Origin of the sequence: Burkholderia sp. AU17457, from assembly GCF_002223255.1 — a bacterium.
GTDB classification, from domain to species: Bacteria; Pseudomonadota; Gammaproteobacteria; order Burkholderiales; family Burkholderiaceae; genus Burkholderia; species Burkholderia sola.
In genome coordinates this window covers 1,804,818-1,821,964 of sequence record NZ_NKFB01000005.1, presented here as the reverse complement: position 1 = coordinate 1,821,964, position 17,147 = coordinate 1,804,818, and the positions used below count along the sequence as shown (strand labels likewise).

General features: G+C 68.6%; 14 protein-coding genes. 7 read left to right on the top strand and 7 right to left on the bottom strand.

What is annotated here, in order from left to right:
• Positions 1-96: 96 nt before the first annotated feature.
• The 4 genes from CFB49_RS25435 to CFB49_RS25420 all read right to left on the bottom strand — a co-directional run bounded on the left by CFB49_RS25435 (position 97) and on the right by CFB49_RS25420 (position 4,134).
• The gene (locus CFB49_RS25435) at positions 97-384 is read right to left on the bottom strand and encodes a hypothetical protein (protein ID WP_069617372.1); all 288 of its coding nucleotides are present in this window, start codon (positions 382-384) and stop codon (positions 97-99) included.
• 79 nt (positions 385-463) lie between these two features.
• Positions 464-1,369: a metal-dependent hydrolase gene (locus tag CFB49_RS25430; protein WP_089492634.1), complete on the bottom strand. Its 906-nt coding sequence runs from the start codon at positions 1,367-1,369 to the stop codon at positions 464-466.
• 34 nt (positions 1,370-1,403) lie between these two features.
• A complete protein-coding gene (locus CFB49_RS25425) occupies positions 1,404-3,191 on the bottom strand; it encodes an SDR family oxidoreductase (RefSeq protein ID WP_089492633.1) in 1,788 nt (595 codons plus the stop codon).
• 43 nt (positions 3,192-3,234) lie between these two features.
• On the bottom strand, positions 3,235-4,134 hold the full coding sequence (locus CFB49_RS25420; protein WP_089492632.1) for a M24 family metallopeptidase: 900 nt from the start codon (positions 4,132-4,134) through the stop codon (positions 3,235-3,237).
• Between the two features lie 502 nt (positions 4,135-4,636).
• Here CFB49_RS25420 and CFB49_RS25415 point away from each other — a divergent pair.
• On the top strand, positions 4,637-5,914 hold the full coding sequence (locus tag CFB49_RS25415; protein ID WP_089436882.1) for an HAD family hydrolase: 1,278 nt from the start codon (positions 4,637-4,639) through the stop codon (positions 5,912-5,914).
• A gap of 59 nt (positions 5,915-5,973) precedes the next feature.
• Here CFB49_RS25415 and CFB49_RS25410 read toward each other — a convergent pair whose 3' ends face one another.
• The 3 genes from CFB49_RS25410 to CFB49_RS25400 all read right to left on the bottom strand — a co-directional run bounded on the left by CFB49_RS25410 (position 5,974) and on the right by CFB49_RS25400 (position 9,451).
• Positions 5,974-6,747 (bottom strand): slipin family protein, encoded by a 774-nt coding sequence (locus CFB49_RS25410; protein ID WP_069617367.1) that lies wholly within the window; start codon positions 6,745-6,747, stop codon positions 5,974-5,976.
• Positions 6,744-8,294, bottom strand: coding sequence for an NfeD family protein (locus CFB49_RS25405; protein ID WP_089492846.1), 1,551 nt, complete (start codon positions 8,292-8,294; stop codon positions 6,744-6,746). The genes CFB49_RS25410 and CFB49_RS25405 overlap by 4 nt, the downstream gene beginning before the upstream one ends.
• Before the next feature lie 122 nt (positions 8,295-8,416).
• On the bottom strand, positions 8,417-9,451 hold the full coding sequence (locus CFB49_RS25400; protein WP_089492631.1) for an AraC family transcriptional regulator: 1,035 nt from the start codon (positions 9,449-9,451) through the stop codon (positions 8,417-8,419).
• Between the two features lie 137 nt (positions 9,452-9,588).
• On the opposite strand from CFB49_RS25400, the gene CFB49_RS25395 reads away from it, so the two are divergent.
• The 6 genes from CFB49_RS25395 to CFB49_RS25365 all read left to right on the top strand — a co-directional run bounded on the left by CFB49_RS25395 (position 9,589) and on the right by CFB49_RS25365 (position 17,104).
• The gene (locus CFB49_RS25395) at positions 9,589-10,722 is read left to right on the top strand and encodes an acyl-CoA dehydrogenase family protein (RefSeq protein WP_069617364.1); all 1,134 of its coding nucleotides are present in this window, start codon (positions 9,589-9,591) and stop codon (positions 10,720-10,722) included.
• A 185-nt stretch (positions 10,723-10,907) separates the two neighbouring features.
• On the top strand, positions 10,908-12,614 hold the full coding sequence (locus tag CFB49_RS25385) for an AMP-binding protein (RefSeq protein ID WP_089492629.1): 1,707 nt from the start codon (positions 10,908-10,910) through the stop codon (positions 12,612-12,614).
• Positions 12,615-12,726: 112 nt separating this feature from the next.
• Positions 12,727-14,256, top strand: a complete 1,530-nt coding sequence (locus CFB49_RS25380; RefSeq protein WP_089436878.1) for a CoA-acylating methylmalonate-semialdehyde dehydrogenase — start codon at positions 12,727-12,729, stop codon at positions 14,254-14,256.
• An 18-nt stretch (positions 14,257-14,274) separates the two neighbouring features.
• Positions 14,275-15,177: a 3-hydroxyisobutyrate dehydrogenase gene (mmsB, locus tag CFB49_RS25375; RefSeq protein WP_089492628.1), complete on the top strand. Its 903-nt coding sequence runs from the start codon at positions 14,275-14,277 to the stop codon at positions 15,175-15,177.
• Positions 15,174-15,968, top strand: coding sequence for an enoyl-CoA hydratase (locus tag CFB49_RS25370; protein ID WP_089492627.1), 795 nt, complete (start codon positions 15,174-15,176; stop codon positions 15,966-15,968). The genes mmsB and CFB49_RS25370 overlap by 4 nt, the downstream gene beginning before the upstream one ends.
• Positions 15,965-17,104 carry an enoyl-CoA hydratase/isomerase family protein gene (locus CFB49_RS25365; protein WP_069617359.1) on the top strand — a complete coding sequence of 380 codons (1,140 nt, stop codon included), beginning with the start codon at positions 15,965-15,967 and terminating at the stop codon, positions 17,102-17,104. The genes CFB49_RS25370 and CFB49_RS25365 overlap by 4 nt, the downstream gene beginning before the upstream one ends.
• The last annotated feature ends 43 nt before the right edge of the window (positions 17,105-17,147 follow it).

Sequence of the window (17,147 nt, the reverse complement as noted above, 5' to 3'; positions counted from 1 at the left end):
TTTATGCGCGATGGCGATGGGCTTGAGCATGAGCATGTGAACGAGTGTGTCGTGGCCGCGCAACCGTGTCAACGGAAATGTCGACAGACGTGGCGGTTACGCGTCGCGTTGCGCGAGGCCGTTCACGAGCAGTTCGGACAGCAGGCCCGTCATCCCTCCCGGGTGCGTGGCCGCGCGAGCCTTCAGCTGTTCGACGAGCTCGGCGTTGAGCTTGCACGCGAACGGCACGAGGCCCTGCTCCTGGTCGAGCTTGCGCTGCGCGCGGCGATCCAGCTTGGCCGCTTCGTCGGCGCCCTTGCCGAAACGCGCGGAACTCGACTGTTTCATCGCGTGCGTCAGCTTGAGCGCCTTGTTCTTTTCGAGATCGGTTTTCTTCATGGCCATCGCGGCACCTCCGGGAAATTGAAGCCGCGATTGTACGCATTTCGGCGGGCGCCGCCCGCCGAACCGGCCGGCGACCCGGTCACGCGCCTTTCGTCGTGCCCCAGTTGCCGCCGTGCGCGGCTGCCTGCGCGGCCGGCGAGCGCGCGAGGTAGGCGAGCGCCTGCTCGGTCGAGCCTTCATGGTGCGGCGTATAGCCCGGCTTGAAATAGCGCAGCGCCGCGCCGAGCACTTTCCAGAACGACGGCAGGTGCCTGCGCCGCGAACCCTGCCACCACGCGAGCACGAAGCCCGGGTAGCGGCCGGCGTCCGGGTCGCGCCGGTACATGAACTTCGCGCCGGTCGTGATGTAGTAGAGCAGCAGCAGGATCACGAATGCCATGTGCACGCAGCGCTCCGGATAGGTGCCGCCCAGGTGCCGGTAGATGTCGAACGCGACGGTGCGGTGCTCCACTTCCTCGGCGCCGTGCCAGCGCAGCAGGTCGACCATCGTCGGGTCCGCACGGCCTTCGTCGAGCCCGTGCGCGTTGAGCACCCAGTTGCCGAGATAGCCGAAGAAATGCTCGAGCGACGCGATCACCGCGAGTTGTTGCCGCAGCCAGAAGCGCGTATGGCCGATCTTCAGCCCGAACGGCTGCTCGCCCAGCACGCGCGTGAACAGCCGGTTGAGCTTCTGCGTGAACGGCTTCGTGTCGATGCCGTGGCGGTCGTAGTAGTGCTTCAGCACGCCGGCGTGCGAGCGTGAATGCACGGCTTCCTGCCGCAGGAAGCCTTCGGCTTCGTCGTGCAGGCGTGCATCGGCGATCAGCGGCAGCGCCTTGTTGTACACGCGGCAGAACCACAGCTCGCCTTCCGGGAACAGCAGGTTCAGCGTGTTGATGATGTGCGTGCTGCCCGGATCGTTCGGCACCCAGGTGACCGGCGTGTCGCTGAAGTCGAACTTCACGTGCCGGGCCTTGATCTTGTGATAGTCGGCGGTATCGGTCATGTTGTCTCCCTGTCCTGTGCGGCGTCGTGTGCCGTCAATGCGATGCCATGCTGATGCGCGCGATCATCCGGCCCAGCCACGGCATGAAACGGCCGACGAAGCGCAGCGCGTGCGCTTCGCCGCCGACCGCGACGACGGGGCGGTTGCGCAGCACGCCGTCGACCATCGCCTGCGCGACGGTTTCGGGTTTCAGGCCGCGCAACTGGTACAGCCTGGTCGCGCGCTTGCGCAGCCGTGCTTCGTCCTGCGCGTCGGCGCCCGCATAGTGCGTCGACGCCATGATTCCCGTTTCCGCGAAACCGGGGCATACGGCCGTCACGCCGATGCCTTTATCCGCGAGCTCCGCGCGCATGCATTCGCTGAGCATCAGCACCGCGGCCTTCGTCGTCGCATACGCGGGCAGGTCGCGCGACGGCCCGAACGCGGCGGCCGATGCGGTATTGACGATATGCCCGCCGGTGCCGCGCGCGGCCATCTGCTGCGCAAACAGCCGCGAGCCGTGGATCACGCCCCACAGATTCACGTGCAGGATGCGCTCCCAGTGCCGCGTGCTCGTGTCGAGGATGCCGCCGGCCATGCCGATGCCCGCGTTGTTGATCACGACGTCCGCGCCGCCGAGTTCGCTGCCGACCCACGCCGCGAGCGCTTCCATCTCGTCGGCCGACCCGACGTCGACGCGTTTCGCATGCGCGTGCGCGCCGGTCAGCCCGATGAGCAGCGCGGTGCGTTCGGCGCTCGCGAGATCGATGTCGCATGCGACGACCGTCGCGCCTTCGCGGGCGAAGGCCAGCGCCGCGCAGCGGCCGATCCCGCTGCCCGCGCCGGTGACGACCGCGACCTTGCCGCCGAAGCGCCCGCTGGTGGCGCGGCGGCGCGCGTTCGCGAGCGCGGGCGGTTCGTTGCCGGATTCGACCGCGTCGATCAATTGCCCGGCGAGATCCGCGAAACGCGCGGGATCGGCGAGCGGCAGCCAGTGGCCGGCCGCGACTTCGCGGCGGTAGTACTGCGGCACCCAGCGCGACAGGTTCTCGGACAGCGCGGGGCTCACGTATTTGTCGCCGAGCGGCACGATCGTCTGCACCGGTGCGTGCGCGTAGCGTTCGCGCGGCGCGAACAGGCAGCGGATGAAGTTCGCGCGATACAGGCGTACGCCGCGCGCGCCGTCGTCGGCCTGGGTCGGGCGCGGCGCGGCAGGCGTTTTCTCGAGCCGGCGCAGCAGGCCCGGCCACGCGCGGCCGAGCCACAGCCGCCAGCCGAGCTCGGGAAGAAACGGCAGATGGAACAGATACACGTACCACGAGCGCACGAGCTGGCCGCCGAGCTTGGCGAGCGACGCGGGCGTCGGGCGCAGCACGCGTTCGCGCAGCCAGAAGCCGACGTGGTCGAGGCACGGGCCCGAGCACGACGTGTACGACGCGATGCGGCCGGCGAGACGCGGATCGGTGACGAATTCCCAGCCCTGGATCGACCCCCAGTCGTGCGCGACGAGGTGCACGGCGCGCCCCGGGCAGAGCGCGTCGATCACCGCGACGAAATCGTCGGTCAGCTTCGCGAGATGGTAGTCGGCCGTGCGCGTCGGCACGCCGGACAGGCCTGCGCCGCGCACGTCGTACGCGATCACGTGGTGCCGGCGCGCGAGCAGCGGCGCGACGTGCTGCCAGACGCTGCTGTCGTCGGGATAGCCGTGCACGAGCACGACCGGCGAGCGGGCCGGGTCGCCCCAGGTCCTGACCGCGAGCGTCAGGTCGCCCGAGGCGACCGCCGTTTCGCCGTGAACCGATTCGAACAGGGCCAGCGGCGCTTCGTCGGAAAGAGGCTGCATCGTGAGTCCGTCGTTCAGGGAGTCGAGGGGAGGTGCGGGCGCGTCAGGCGGCGGCCGGAACGTTCGCCGCGGCCTGCGCGCGTTCAGCCTGGCGGTGCTGCCAGCGGCGCACGTGCGGCAGGTCGTCGTCGAGCCAGTACGCGTCGTCGTCGGTGATCACGAGCAGTTCCTCGAATTTCGCGCCGACGCCGGCGAAGCCGAGATGCGGCTCGACGGCCCACAGGCCCGGCACGGGTGCATGCTCGGAGCGGCGGTCGATCGACCACAGCGGCGACCAGCCTTGCTGCTTCGCCGCGCGGCCCTGATCGAGCAGCAGGTTGCGCGTCGCGTTCAGCCCGAAGCGCGCGACGAAGCGCGGCTTCGACAGCTTGTGGATCTTCGCGACGCGATGCGCGAGCACCTTGAACGGATAGGCCTTGTGGCGCGGCTCGACGCCCTGGCGGCGGCACAGCGCATCGACTTCCTGTGCGACTTCCGCCATGGGCCGGCGCGCCTTCACGAGCCGCACGATCAGGTCGCGATGGTCCAGCAGGTCGTCCTGCAACTGCTCGAGGATCGGGTTGCGGCCGAGACAGTGCGCGTAGCCGACATCGGCGACGATGCCGTCGAGCACCGGCGCGACGTCGAGGATCACCGGCATGTCGGTTTCGAGCTGCCGGTTGCTCGGGAAGAACGCAAGGTTGAAGCCGCCCATGTGCTTGAGGCCCGAGAACCCGTCGAACGCGGTGCGGTCGCCGAACCACGCGAACGGCTTGTGCAGCCAGTCGTGCACGCCGTGATCCTGCAGCCATTCGGTCAGCAGGCGCGCGGCTTCCTTTTCCGTGATGCCCGGATAGAGCATCGCGCCGACGGTCTCGACGCAGCGGTAGGCAAGCTGCTGAACCGCGCGGAATTGCGGCAGCTCGTCGAGATGGACTTCCGGCAGCGGATGGTGGGCGGTCATGAGGCGTCTCCATGTGTCGGCCCGCGTTTGAGTCTCGGCGCGACGCGGGTCCTGTGCAAGGCGGGGCGCTGATCGGAACGCATCCACCGATGATCCCGGGTGGATTATTCAGTCAGCATTTAATGTGCCATTGTGTGATGTAATAATCATAGCCGGTTCGGTGTCCTGCGCCACCCCCCGGGGATGAGGACTTCTCCTAATGAAGTGCCGAAATGGAGGGGAAGCTCTAGGTTTGCGGCAGTTGGGACTGGATGGTCGGCGCGTACTCATGCGTCCCGAGCGGGGGAGCCGGCCGGGAGCGCCAGGCGAGATCCCGGCGCAGGCCCGGAATGTCGCGCCGGATCAATTCCCCGTCGCGTCGCGGCGTGACGCTGTCAAATTGCCGAAATAATTTCGTCACATCATCCGCCCCGATTCGAAGCTTTTTCGGCTTCGCGAGGCCGGTGTGCCACGCGTCGCGCGGGGCGACCGAAGCCGATTCGACATTCCACGGAGAGAGACCATGCAACGCCGCCGGTTCATGAACACCCTTGCCGCGGCGACCGCCGCAACGCCATTGATGCTCAAGGCCGGCATGGCCGGCGCGAAGAGCGCCACCGCGCCGGACGCGCTGGACCCGGGCCGCTGGTCGCCATTCAACGCCGCGCGCCTGCAGGCGGTGCTCGACCGGCATGGCGTCAAGAGTGCGCGCTACGACGCGAAGCGCCGCCCGTATGCGGTGTTCGACTGGGACAACACGTGCATCATGAACGACTGTGAAGAAGCGCTGCTGATGTACCAGATCAACCATCTGCAGTACAAGCTGACGCCGGACGAGTTCGTCGCCGTGATGTGGAAGGACGTGCCGAAGGGCGCGTTCATGAAGGACTACACGACCGTCGACGGCAAGCCGGTGACGATGGAGGACCTCGCCGCCGACGTCGAGTCCGACTACCGCTGGCTCCATGCGAACTACCAGGGCTTCGGCGGCGACAAGCGCCTCGACGAGATCCGCGAGACCGACCAGTTCAAGGATTTCCGCGCGAAGCTGTACTTCATGTACGACGCGATCTGCGACACGCATCCGCTCGAAGTCGGCTACAAGTGGATCATCTACTTCTACAAGAACATGACGACCGCCGAGCTGCAGGCGATGGCGGAAGCGTCGAACAACTACGGGATCGGCGACGCGCTGCGCAAGGTCCGCTACGAAAGCCCGAAGACGCTGCCGGGCAAGGCCGGCGTGGTGGCCGATACGCATTTCCACGGCATCCGCATTCACGAGGAAATCCGCGCGGTGATGCATACGCTGCGGGCAAACGGCATCGACGTGTACGTGAGCACCGCGTCGCTCGACGACGTCGTGCGCGTATTCGCCGGCAATCCGAACTATGGCTACGGCGTGCCGCCCGAGAACGTGATCGGCCTGCGTCTCGACATGCAGGACGGCAAGTACACGAGCACCTATCCGGCCGGCTGGCATTTCAACTGGGGACCGGGCAAGACGGTGGGCATTCGCACCGTCCTCGCGTCGAAGAAGGGCTACGGCCCGCTGCTGGTGTTCGGCGACAGCGACGGCGACGCGTGGATGCTGCGCGATTTCAAGGACACCGCGGCCGGCGTGATCGTCAACCGGATGAAGAAGGGCGAGATCGGCGCGGACAGCAAGCTCGCGGCCGAACAGATCGGCAACCCGGACGCGCGCTTCCTGCTGCAGGGCCGCGACGAGCACACGGGGCTGATGATCCCGGACGAGAAGTCGATCAAGTACGGCAAGACCGAGCGCAAGCTGCTGGCCTGACGCGGGCGGGGCGGCGCAGCCCACGCCCCCGCGCTTATCGGTATCGGCCCGCGCGCGTCTCAAGGCTCGCGCTTCGCCCCCAACCGGTCCAGCAACGCGCCCAGCAGATCGATCGGCAGCGGAAACACGATCGTCGAATTCTTGTCCGCCGCGATCGTCGTCAGCGTCTGCAGGTAGCGCAACTGCATCGCCTGCGGCTGCAGCGCGAGCCGCTGCGCGGCCTGCAGCAGCTTCTCCGACGCCTGCAATTCGCCTTCCGCATGAATCACCTTCGCGCGTCGCTCGCGTTCGGCTTCGGCCTGCCGCGCGATCGCGCGGATCATCGTCTCGTTCAGGTCGACGTGCTTGATCTCGACCGTCGACACCTTGATCCCCCACGCATCGGTCTGCGCGTCGAGCGTCTTCTGGATGTCCGCGTTCAATTGTTCGCGCTCGGCGAGCAGCGCGTCGAGTTCATGCTTGCCGAGCACCGCGCGCAGCGTCGTCTGCGCGAGCTGGCTCGTCGCCTCGAAGAAGCGCGCGACCTGGATCACGGCCTTTTCGGGATCGACGACGCGGAAATACACGACCGCATTGACCTTCACCGACACGTTGTCGCGCGTGATCACGTCCTGCGCCGGCACGTCGAACACGACGGTGCGCAGGTCGATCCGCACGACCTGCTGGACGATCGGGATGATCAGCACGAGCCCCGGCCCCTTCACCTTCCAGAACCGGCCGAGCATGAACACGACACCGCGCTCGTACTCGCGAAAGATGCGGATCGACGATGCGACGAGCACCACGACGAAGACGACCAGGACGCTGCTGAAGCCGAACGTGTAACCGATCATGAAGGTTCTCCCTGGGGATGGGCGGGGGCGGGCGCGTCGTAGAGCGGCGCGACGGTCAGCGTCAGCCCGTGGCGGCCGGTCACGCGCACGCGGCAGCCGGCCGCCAGCGGCGTGCTGCTCGCCACGCGCCAGCGCTCGCCGTGCACGCGCGCCCAGCCGGCGGCCGACGGCGCGGCGCCGGCCGTGCCCTGCGGCTGGTCCGGCTGCAGGCCGTCGTCGAGCACTTCGCCGATGCTGCCGAGCATCGCCTCGGCGCCGGTCACGACCGGGCGGCGACGCGCGCGCAGCGCGACGCTCGACACGCCCGCGACGAGCAGCCCGCCGCCGAGCGCGAGGCTCGCGATCACGGGCCACGGAATCCCGTAGCCGGGCACGTCGGTGTCGATCAGCATCAGCGCGCCGATCGTGAACGCGACGATTCCGCCGAACCCCAGCACGCCGAAGGTCGGCAGGAACGCCTCGGCGACGAGGCAGCCGAGCCCGAGCAATATGAGGCCGAGGCCCGCATAGCTGACCGGCAGCAACTGCATCGCGAACAGCCCGACCAGCAGGCAGATCGTGCCGGCGACGCCCGGCAGCACGAAACCGGGATTCGCGAATTCGAAGAAGAGGCCGTAGATGCCGATCGTCAGCAGGATCAGCGCGACGTTCGGATCGGCGATGATCGCCAGGAAGCGGCTGCGCCAGTCGGGGGCGAGCACGACGAGCGGCGCGTGCAGGGTCGCCAGATGCAGCGTGCCGGCGGTCGTCGTCACGGCGCGGCCGTCGAGCTGGCGGGCGAGATCGGCCGGGTCCTGCGCGATCAGGTCGACGACGCGCTGCGCCCGCGCCTCGTTCGCCGACAGGCTCACGGCTTCGCGCACCGCGCGCTCGGCCCATTCGGCATTGCGCCCGCGCAACTGCGCGAGGCCGCGGATGTACGCGGACGCATCCTGCATCGCCTTGCGGATCTCGGTCGATTGCGTATCGGTCGGCAGCGTGGCCCGCGCGTCCGACACGCCGGATGCACCCGATGCACCGGTCGGTCGCGGCGCAGCGGGGTTCGCGCCCGGCGGCGCGGCGCCGCCGATGCCGAACTGCACGGGCGACGCCGCGCCGAGATTGGTGCCCGGCGCCATCGCCGCGAAGTGGCTCGCATAGACGATGTACGTGCCCGCGCTCGCCGCCCGCGCGCCGCCCGGCGCGACGAACGCGGCGACCGGCACCGGCGAGCCGAGGATGGCCTTGATGATCTGCCGCATCGACGTATCGAGGCCGCCGGGCGTGTCGAGCTGGAGAATCGCGAGCGGCGCGTGCTCGCGGGCCGCGCGGTCGAGCGAACGCACGATGAAATCGGCGCTGGCCGGGCCGATCGCGCCGTTGACGGGAATCACGACGACCGGATGCGCGGCAGGCGCATCATGGGCCGATGGCGGCGCGGCGACGGCGGCGCATACGACGAGCAGCGCCGCGAACAGCGCGGCGCGCGCGACCCGCGCGGACAGCGGGTGACGGGGGCGGCCGGCCGGCGCGGCAGGCGCCGGCGGCTCATGACGATGAAAACGCATCGGGACGTCCGGGCGGCGCACGGCCGCGTGCCGTCCGGCTCGCGAAAAAGGGCGTGGGCCCGATGCTTGAAGATTAGGCGGTTTCAGCCGAAAGCGCGAAGGTGCGGCCGCACCGGCCGGCGTCAGCTCGCGCCGCCGCCGCGCGCGAGCACTTCGTCGCGATAGTCGGCCGGACTGCGCCCGCTCCATTTGCGGAACGCGCGGTAGAACGCGCTCGGCTCGGCGAACCCGGTCGCGGCCGCGACGTCGGCGATCGTGCGGGCAGGGTCGGCCAGCGCCTCGAACGCGAGATCGCGCCGCAGCGTGTCCTTGATCGACTGGTACGCGTGGCCTTCCTGGTGCAGCTTGCGGCGCAGCGTGGCCTCGGCCACGTGCAGCCGCGCGGCCATCCCGCCCGCGCCCGGCCACGCGGCCGGCGGCATCCCGCGCAGCACCGCGCGCACGCGCTGCGCGAGCGCGTTCGGATTGCGGTACTTGACGATGAAGCTGGCCGGCGCGTTGCGCAGGAACGTCTTCAGCGTCTTCGCGTTCTGCACGACCGGCAGCGTCGCGAATTCGGGATCGAAATCGACATACGAATCGGGCTCGTTGAAACGCATGTCGTCGCAGAACATCGACGGATATTCGTGGTCGGCGGGCGGCGTGTCGCAGCGGAAGCTCGCATGCAGCAGCGGAATGCGCCGGCCGATCAGCCAGCAGGTGAGCCCGTAGACGATGATGAAATAGGTCGCGTACGTGAACATCGCGGGCGTCGCGCCGTTGTTGCGGTGCACGAAACGCAGCCGCACGCGCTGCGGATTCGCGTCGAGTTCCGCGTGCAGGTCGTCGAGCACGCAGTGCATGAAGTTCACCGCGCGCGCCATCGCATGCAGCCCGTCGCGTGCGGACAGCGCCGCCTGGCTCATCGCGATGAAGCTGCCGCTGCGCATCGGGTGACTGTCCTGCCCGAAAAACTCGTCGTCGAGCGTGCGCGCGATTGCGTTCCACAACGCGCCGTACTGCTGCGCGGACACACGTGCGCGCGGCTGCGCGAGCAGCGCCGGGGCGATGCCGGCCTGCGCGAGCAGCGGCTCGGCCGCGACGCCGCGCCGCGTGGCGAGCGCGACGCTGTACGCGACGAGGCTGATCGCGACGGTTCCCTTGTCTTCCTGCTTCATCGGTGTCGCCGGTGTGGCAAAAACGCTCAGTGTAAATGAGCGACGCGAGCATCGAACAGTCGCGCGCGCTTGCCTACACTTGTTGCATCGAAACGCAAGGACGGTCGCGCCCGGCGGCCGCGGGAGACTGCAGCACCATGGACGAGCTTTACACCGAAGACCAGCGGATGATCCGCGACGCCGCGCGCGCTTTCGCCACCGAGAGGCTGGCGCCGAACGCCGCGCAGTGGGACCACGACGCGCACCTGCCCGACGCGATCGTCGCGCAGCTCGGCGAGCTCGGCCTGCTCGGGATGATCGTGCCGCAGGAACTGGGCGGCTCGTATACGGACTACGTGGCCTATGCGCTCGCGATGGAGGAAGTCGCGGCCGGCGACGCCGCGTGCGCGACGATGATGAGCGTGCACAACTCGGTCGGCTGCGGGCCGATCCTCGGCTTCGGCACGCCCGCGCAGAAGGATCGCTGGCTGGCCGACATGGCGGCCGGCCGCGTGATCGGCGCATTCTGCCTGACCGAGCCGCATGCCGGTTCCGAGGCGAACAACCTGCGCACGCGGGCCGAACTGCGCGACGGCCAGTGGGTGCTGAACGGCGCGAAGCAGTTCGTGACCAACGGCCAGCGCGCCGGTGTCGCGATCGTTTTTGCCATGACGGACCCGGAAGCCGGCAAGCGCGGCATTTCCGCGTTCCTGGTGCCGACCGACACGCCCGGCTTCATCGTCGGCAAGCCGGAGAAGAAGATGGGCATCCGCGCGTCGGATACGTGCCCGATCACGCTCGAGAACTGCGCGATTCCGGAAGAGAACCTGCTCGGCAATCGCGGCGAAGGGTTGAAGATCGCGTTGTCGAACCTCGAAGGCGGGCGCATCGGCATCGCCGCGCAGGCGCTCGGCATCGCGCGCGCGGCATTCGACAAGGCGCGCCGCTATGCGGGCGAGCGCGTGCAGTTCGGCAAGCCGATCGCCGAGCATCAGGCGATCCAGCAGAAGCTCGCCGACATGGCCGTGCAGATCAACGCCGCGCGCCTGCTCGTGCATCACGCGGCGAAGCTGCGCACGGCCGGGCTGCCGTGCCTGTCGGAAGCGTCGCAGGCGAAGCTGTTCGCGTCCGAGATGGCCGAACGCGTGTGTTCGGATGCGATCCAGATCCACGGCGGCTACGGCTACCTGGTCGACTACGAAGTCGAGCGTCACTATCGCGACGCGCGCATCACGCAGATTTACGAAGGCACCAGCGAAGTGCAGCGGATGGTGATCGCGCGGCAGCTTTGAGTCGCGGCGCGCTCCATCCGACACCACGCAATCGAACGAGCAGGCACACGACGCAGGCACGAGGGCAGCGCGGCGAACGCGGCACGCAACGACGTGACCGTGCGCCGTGCAACACGGAACGGCGCAGGTGCTGCGGCACCTGCGCCGGTTGACCGCTGGGCATGGAGACTGGACGGAGACGACACATGACGGTACAGGCATTCCTGGACGCACGCGACTTTCTGCTGCGCCATCGCACCGACTACGACACCGCGTACCGCGATTTCGAATGGCCGGTGCTCGATGCGTTCAACTGGGCGCTCGACTACTTCGACCCGATGGCGCGCGGCAACGACCAGCCGGCGCTGTGGATCGTCGACGCGGCGACCGGCACCGGCGATCCGTACTCGTTCGCGCAGATGTCCGAGCGTTCGTCGCGGATCGCGAACTGGCTGCGTTCGATCGGCGTCGTACGCGGCGACCGCATTCTGCTGATGCTGCCGAACCGTGTCGAGCTGTGGGACGCGATGCTGGCCGCGATGAAGCTCGGCGCGATCGTGCTGCCCGCCACCACGCAACTGTCGCCCGACGACGTGCGCGACCGCGTGCAGATCGGCGGCGCGACCTATGCGATCGTCGACGAGCACGAAACCGCGAAGTTCGAGCAGGCCGGGCTCGGCCTCAAGCAGAAGATCGTCGCCGGCGCGCCGCGCGCGGGCTGGCTCGCGATGAACGACGGCTATGCGGCGAGCGCCGCGTTCGAGCCGGACGCCGTCACGCACGCGAACGATCCGATGCTGCTGTACTTCACGTCGGGCACGACGTCGAAGCCGAAGCTCGTCGAGCATACGCACCGCACCTATCCGGTCGGTCATCTGTCGACGATGTACTGGGTCGGCCTGCAGCCGGGCGACATCCACTGGAACATCAGCTCCCCGGGCTGGGCGAAGCATGCGTGGAGCTGCTTCTTCGCGCCGTGGAATGCACAGGCGTGCGTGTTCGCGTTCAACTATGCGCGCTTCGAGCCGAAGATCGTGCTCGATGCGCTCGTCAAGTACCGGGTGACGACGCTGTGCGCGCCGCCGACCGTGTGGCGCATGCTCGTGCAGCAGCCGCTCGCGTCGTTCGACGTGAAGCTGCGCGAGATCGTCGGCGCGGGCGAGCCGCTGAATCCCGAGATCATCGAGCGCGTGAAGAAGGCATGGAACATCTCGATTCGCGATGGTTACGGCCAGACCGAGACGACCTGCCTGATCGGCAACTCGCCGGGCCAGCCGGTGGTCGCGGGCTCGATGGGCCGGCCGCTGCCCGGCTACCGGATCGCGCTGCTCGACCCGGACGGCGCACCGGTGACCGAAGGCGAAGTCGCGCTGCCGATCGGCGACGACGTCACGCGCCCGGTCGGGCTGATGAAAGGCTATGCGAACCATCCCGACGCGACGGCCCACGCGATGCGCGACGGCCACTACCGCACGTCGGACATCGCGATGCGTCGCGACGACGGCTATTACGTGTACATCGGCCGCGCGGACGACGTGTTCAAGTCGTCCGACTACCGGCTGAGCCCGTTCGAACTCGAGAGCGTGCTGATCGAGCATCCGGCGATCGCGGAAGCGGCCGTCGTGCCGAGCCCGGACCCGGTGCGGCTGTCGGTGCCGAAGACGTTCATCACGCTGCGCCAGGGCTATGAAGAAAGCCCCGCGCTCGCGCTGGAGATTTTCCGTTTCTCGCGCGAGAAGCTCGCGCCGTACAAGCGCATTCGCCGGCTGCAATTCGCGGAGCTGCCGAAGACGATCTCGGGGAAGATCCGCCGCGTCGAACTGCGCCGCCGCGAGATCGAGCGCGGTGACGATGCGAGCGCGCGCATGCCTGGCGAATACTGGGAAGAAGATTTCGCCGCCGAACTGAAATGACCGGCCGCGGGCCGCGCGCGCCGCATTTTTCGGCGCGCCGTCCGCAGCCACACTGAACCGAACCGGCCGCGCGTTGCCTGACGCCACGCGGCTCACTGCAAGGAGTGCACTGATGAACGCGAATCCGACGCCCCGTACGGGGCAAGACGTGCCGACGGTCAAGCTGCTGATCGACGGCGCTTTCGTCGAGTCCGCCACGAGCGAGTGGCGCGACATCGTCAACCCGGCGACGCAGCAGGTGCTCGCGCGCGTGCCGTTCGCGACCGTCGCGGAAGTCGACGCGGCCGTGCGGGCCGCGCACGCCGCGTATGCGACATGGAAGAACACGCCGATTTCCGCGCGCATGCGCATCATGCTGAAGTTCCAGGACCTGGTGCGCGCGAACCAGCAGCGCATCGCGAAGACGCTGACGGCCGAGCAGGGCAAGACGATTCCCGATGCCGAAGGCGATATCTTCCGCGGCCTCGAAGTGGTCGAGCATGCGTGCTCGATCGGCACGCTGCAGCTCGGCGAATTCGCGGAGAACGTCGCGGGCGGCGTCGATACCTACACGCTGCGCCAGCCCATCGGCGTGTGCGCGGGCATCACGCCGTTCAATTTCCCCGCGATGATTCCGCTGTGGATGTTCCCGATGGCGATCGTCTGCGGCAACACGTTCGTGCTGAAGCCGTCCGAGCAGGACCCGATGTCGACGATGGAACTCGTCGAGCTCGCGCTCGAGGCCGGCGTACCGAAAGGCGTGCTGAACGTCGTGCACGGCGGCAAGGAAGTCGTCGACGCGATCTGCACGCATCCGCTCGTGAAGGCGATCTCGTTCGTCGGCTCGACGGCCGTCGGCACCCACGTGTACAACCTCGGCAGCCAGCACGGCAAGCGCGTGCAGTCGATGATGGGCGCGAAGAACCACGCGATCGTGCTGCCCGACGCGAACCGCGAGCAGGCGATCAACGCGCTCGTCGGCGCGGGCTTCGGCGCGGCCGGCCAGCGCTGCATGGCGACTTCCGTCGCGGTGCTCGTCGGCAACGCGCGCGAATGGCTGCCCGATCTCGTCGCGAAGGCGAAGACGCTGAAAGTCAACGCGGGCTCGGAAGCGGGCACCGACGTCGGGCCGGTCGTGTCGCGCGGGGCGAAGGCGCGGATCCTGTCGCTGATCGACATGGGCATCAAGGAAGGCGCGAAGCTCGAACTCGACGGCCGCGACGTGAAGGTCGCGGGCTTCGAGGAAGGCAACTTCATCGGCCCGACGATCTTCTCCGGCGTGAAAACCGACATGTCGATCTACACGCATGAAATCTTCGGGCCGGTGCTGGTCGTGATGGAAGTCGACACGCTCGACGACGCGATCGCGCTCGTCAATGCGAACCCGATGGGTAACGGCGTGGGCATCTTCACGCAGAGCGGCGCGGCCGCACGCAAGTTCCAGAGCGAGATCGACGTCGGCCAGGTCGGCATCAACATCCCGATCCCGGTGCCCGTGCCGTTCTTCAGCTTCACCGGTTCGCGCGGCTCGAAGCTCGGCGATCTCGGCCCGTACGGCAAGCAGGTCGTGCAGTTCTACACGCAGACCAAGACGGTCACCGCGCGCTGGTTCGACGACGATACGACGGCCGGCCCGGTGAACACGACGATCCGGCTGCATTGAGCGGCGGAGGAACCCAACATGAAAATCGGATTTATCGGCCTCGGCCACATGGGCGCGCCGATGGCGCTGAACCTGCTGAAAGCCGGCCATGACGTGCATGCGTTCGACCTGAGCGCCGACGCGTTGCGCGCGTTGCAGGACGCCGGCGCGCAGGTGGCCGCGTCGCCGCGCGATGCGGCATCGGGCGCGACGTTCGTGATCACGATGCTGCCGGCCGCGCCGCACGTGCGCTCGGTGCTCGCCGGCGAGAACGGCGTGCTGGCCGGTCTCGGCGCGGGCGCGACCGTGATCGATTCGAGCACGATCGACCCGGCGAGCGCGCAGGCGTTCGGCGCGCTGGTGCGCGAGCACGGCGGCGCGTTCGTCGATGCGCCGGTGTCGGGCGGCACCGGCGGCGCGGCGGCAGGCACCTTGACCTTCATGGTCGGCGGCAGCGACGCGGATTTCGAGCGCGTGAAGCCGGTGCTCGCCGGCATGGGCAAGAACATCGTGCACTGCGGCGCGACGGGGATGGGGCAGGTCGCAAAGGTCTGCAACAACCTCGTGCTCGGCATCTCGATGGCGGCGGTGTCGGAGGCGATGTCGCTCGGCGTCGCGCTCGGCATCGACCCGAAGGTGCTGGCCGGCATCGTCAACACGTCGACGGGACGCTGCTGGAGTTCGGATACCTACAACCCGTATCCGGGCGTGATCGAGACCGCGCCGTCGTCGCGCGGCTACACGGGCGGCTTCGGCACCGACCTGATGCTGAAGGACCTCGGCCTCGCGAACGATGCGGCGAAGCACGCGCGCCAGCCCGTCTATCTCGGCGCGCTCGCGCAGCAGCTGTACCAGACGATGAGCAGCCGCGGCGACGGCCAGCTCGATTTCTCGGCGGTGATCCGCCTGTATCAACCGGCCACGAAGAAGGACGCCTCATGATCGAACTCGACTACGTCGACGACGGCGCGATCGCGTGCGCGACGCTCAAGCGTCCGCCCGCGAACGCCTTTACCGCCGACGGGCTGCGGCAATTGCAGCAAACCGTCGCCGAACTGAATGCGAACCCGCGCGTGCGCGCGCTGGTGATTACCGGCGACGGCCCGAAATTCTTCAGCGCGGGCGCCGATCTCAACACGTTCGCCGACGGCGATCGCGCGGTTGCGCGCGCGATGGCGTCGCGCTTCGGCGCGGCGTTCGAGGCGCTGCACGACGCGCGCGTGGTGACGATCGCGGCGATCAACGGCTATGCGATGGGCGGCGGACTCGAATGCGCGCTCGCATGCGACCTGCGGATCGCCGAGACGCATGCGCAGATGGCGCTGCCCGAGCCGTCGGTCGGCCTGCTGCCGTGCGGGCTCGGCACGCAGACGCTGCCCTGGCTCGTCGGCGAAGGCTGGGCGAAGAAGATCATCCTGACCGGCGCGCGCGTCGATGCGGCCACCGCGCTGCGGATCGGCCTCGTCGAGGACGTGGTCGAAAGCGGCGCCGCGCGCGATGCGGCGCTCGCGCTGGCGCGCAACGTCGTGCGGCAAAGCCCGCACGCGGTCGCCTACAGCAAGGAGCTGATCGGCCTCGCGCGCCGCGGCGTGCCGCGCGGCGCGGCGCTTGCCGTCGAGCGCGAACGCTTCGTCGACCTGTTCGACACGGCCGATCCGCGCGAAGGCGTGGTGGCATTCCTGGGCAAGCGCGCGCCGCAGTGGCGCACCGATGGGGAGGAGCCGCAACGATGAGCACGCCGGTGACGAATCACGATGCATTCGCGGAGCATGCGCCCGAGGTGCTGTTTCGCGTGGTGAACCGCGTGGCGCTGATCACGCTGAACCGGCCGGCCGCGCTCAACGCGCTGTCGTACGCGATGATCGGCGAACTGACGGCGCTGTTCGAGCGCTGCCGCCAGGACGACCAGATCGTCGCGGTCGTGCTGCGCGGCGCGGGCGAGAAGGGCTTCTGTGCGGGTGGCGACGTGCGTGCGTTGTACAGGATGGTCGCGCAGCGCGAAACGTGGCTGCCGTTCTTCGTCGACGAATACCGGCTCGACTACGCGATCCACACGTTCCCGAAGCCGGTGGTCGCGCTGATGGACGGCGTGACGATGGGCGGCGGCATGGGCCTCGCGCAGGGCGCGGCGCTGCGCGTCGCGACCGAGCGCAGCAGGATCGCGATGCCGGAAACGCGCATCGGCCTCGTGCCCGACGTGGGCGCGACGCATTTCCTGTCGCGCATGCCGGTCGAACTCGAACTGTACGTGGGGCTGACCGGCGCGATGCTGTCGGGCGCGGACGCGCTGAGCGCGAAGCTCGCGGACCTGTGCGTGCCGTCCGCGTGGCTCGATACGTTCGAGACGCGCATCGAAAGCGTGAAGTGGGACGGCGACGCGCTGCCATTGCTGCGCAAGGTGTTCGAGCCGCCGTGCAACGTGGTGCCGCATGCGGCGCTCGACAGCCAGATGCCGTGGATTGTCCGCCACTTCGACAAGCGCTCGACCGTCGAGCGGATCGTCGCGACGCTCACACAGGAGCTGGCGCGCGACGAACTCGCGCGCGAGCACCGCCAATGGCTGCAGGCGACGCTCGATGCGCTCGCGAGCCATTCGCCGACGATGCTCGCGGTGACGCGCGAGGCGCTGCTGCGCGGCCGACAGATGACGCTCGCGGAGTCGTTCCGGATGGAGCTCGGCATCGTCGCGCGAGCGATCGAGGAAGGCGATTTCTGCGAAGGCGTGCGCGCGCATCTCGTCGACAAGGATCGCAAGCCGCGCTGGGCGCCCGCGTCGCTCGTCGAGCTGCGCGCCGAACGCGTGCGGCATTTCCTGACGTCGCCGTGGAAGCTGTTCGCGCATCCGCTCGCCGATCTCGGCGCGGCGTGATCTCTGCGTGATGACCCGACGCGCCGCGCGGCGCGTCGGCTTC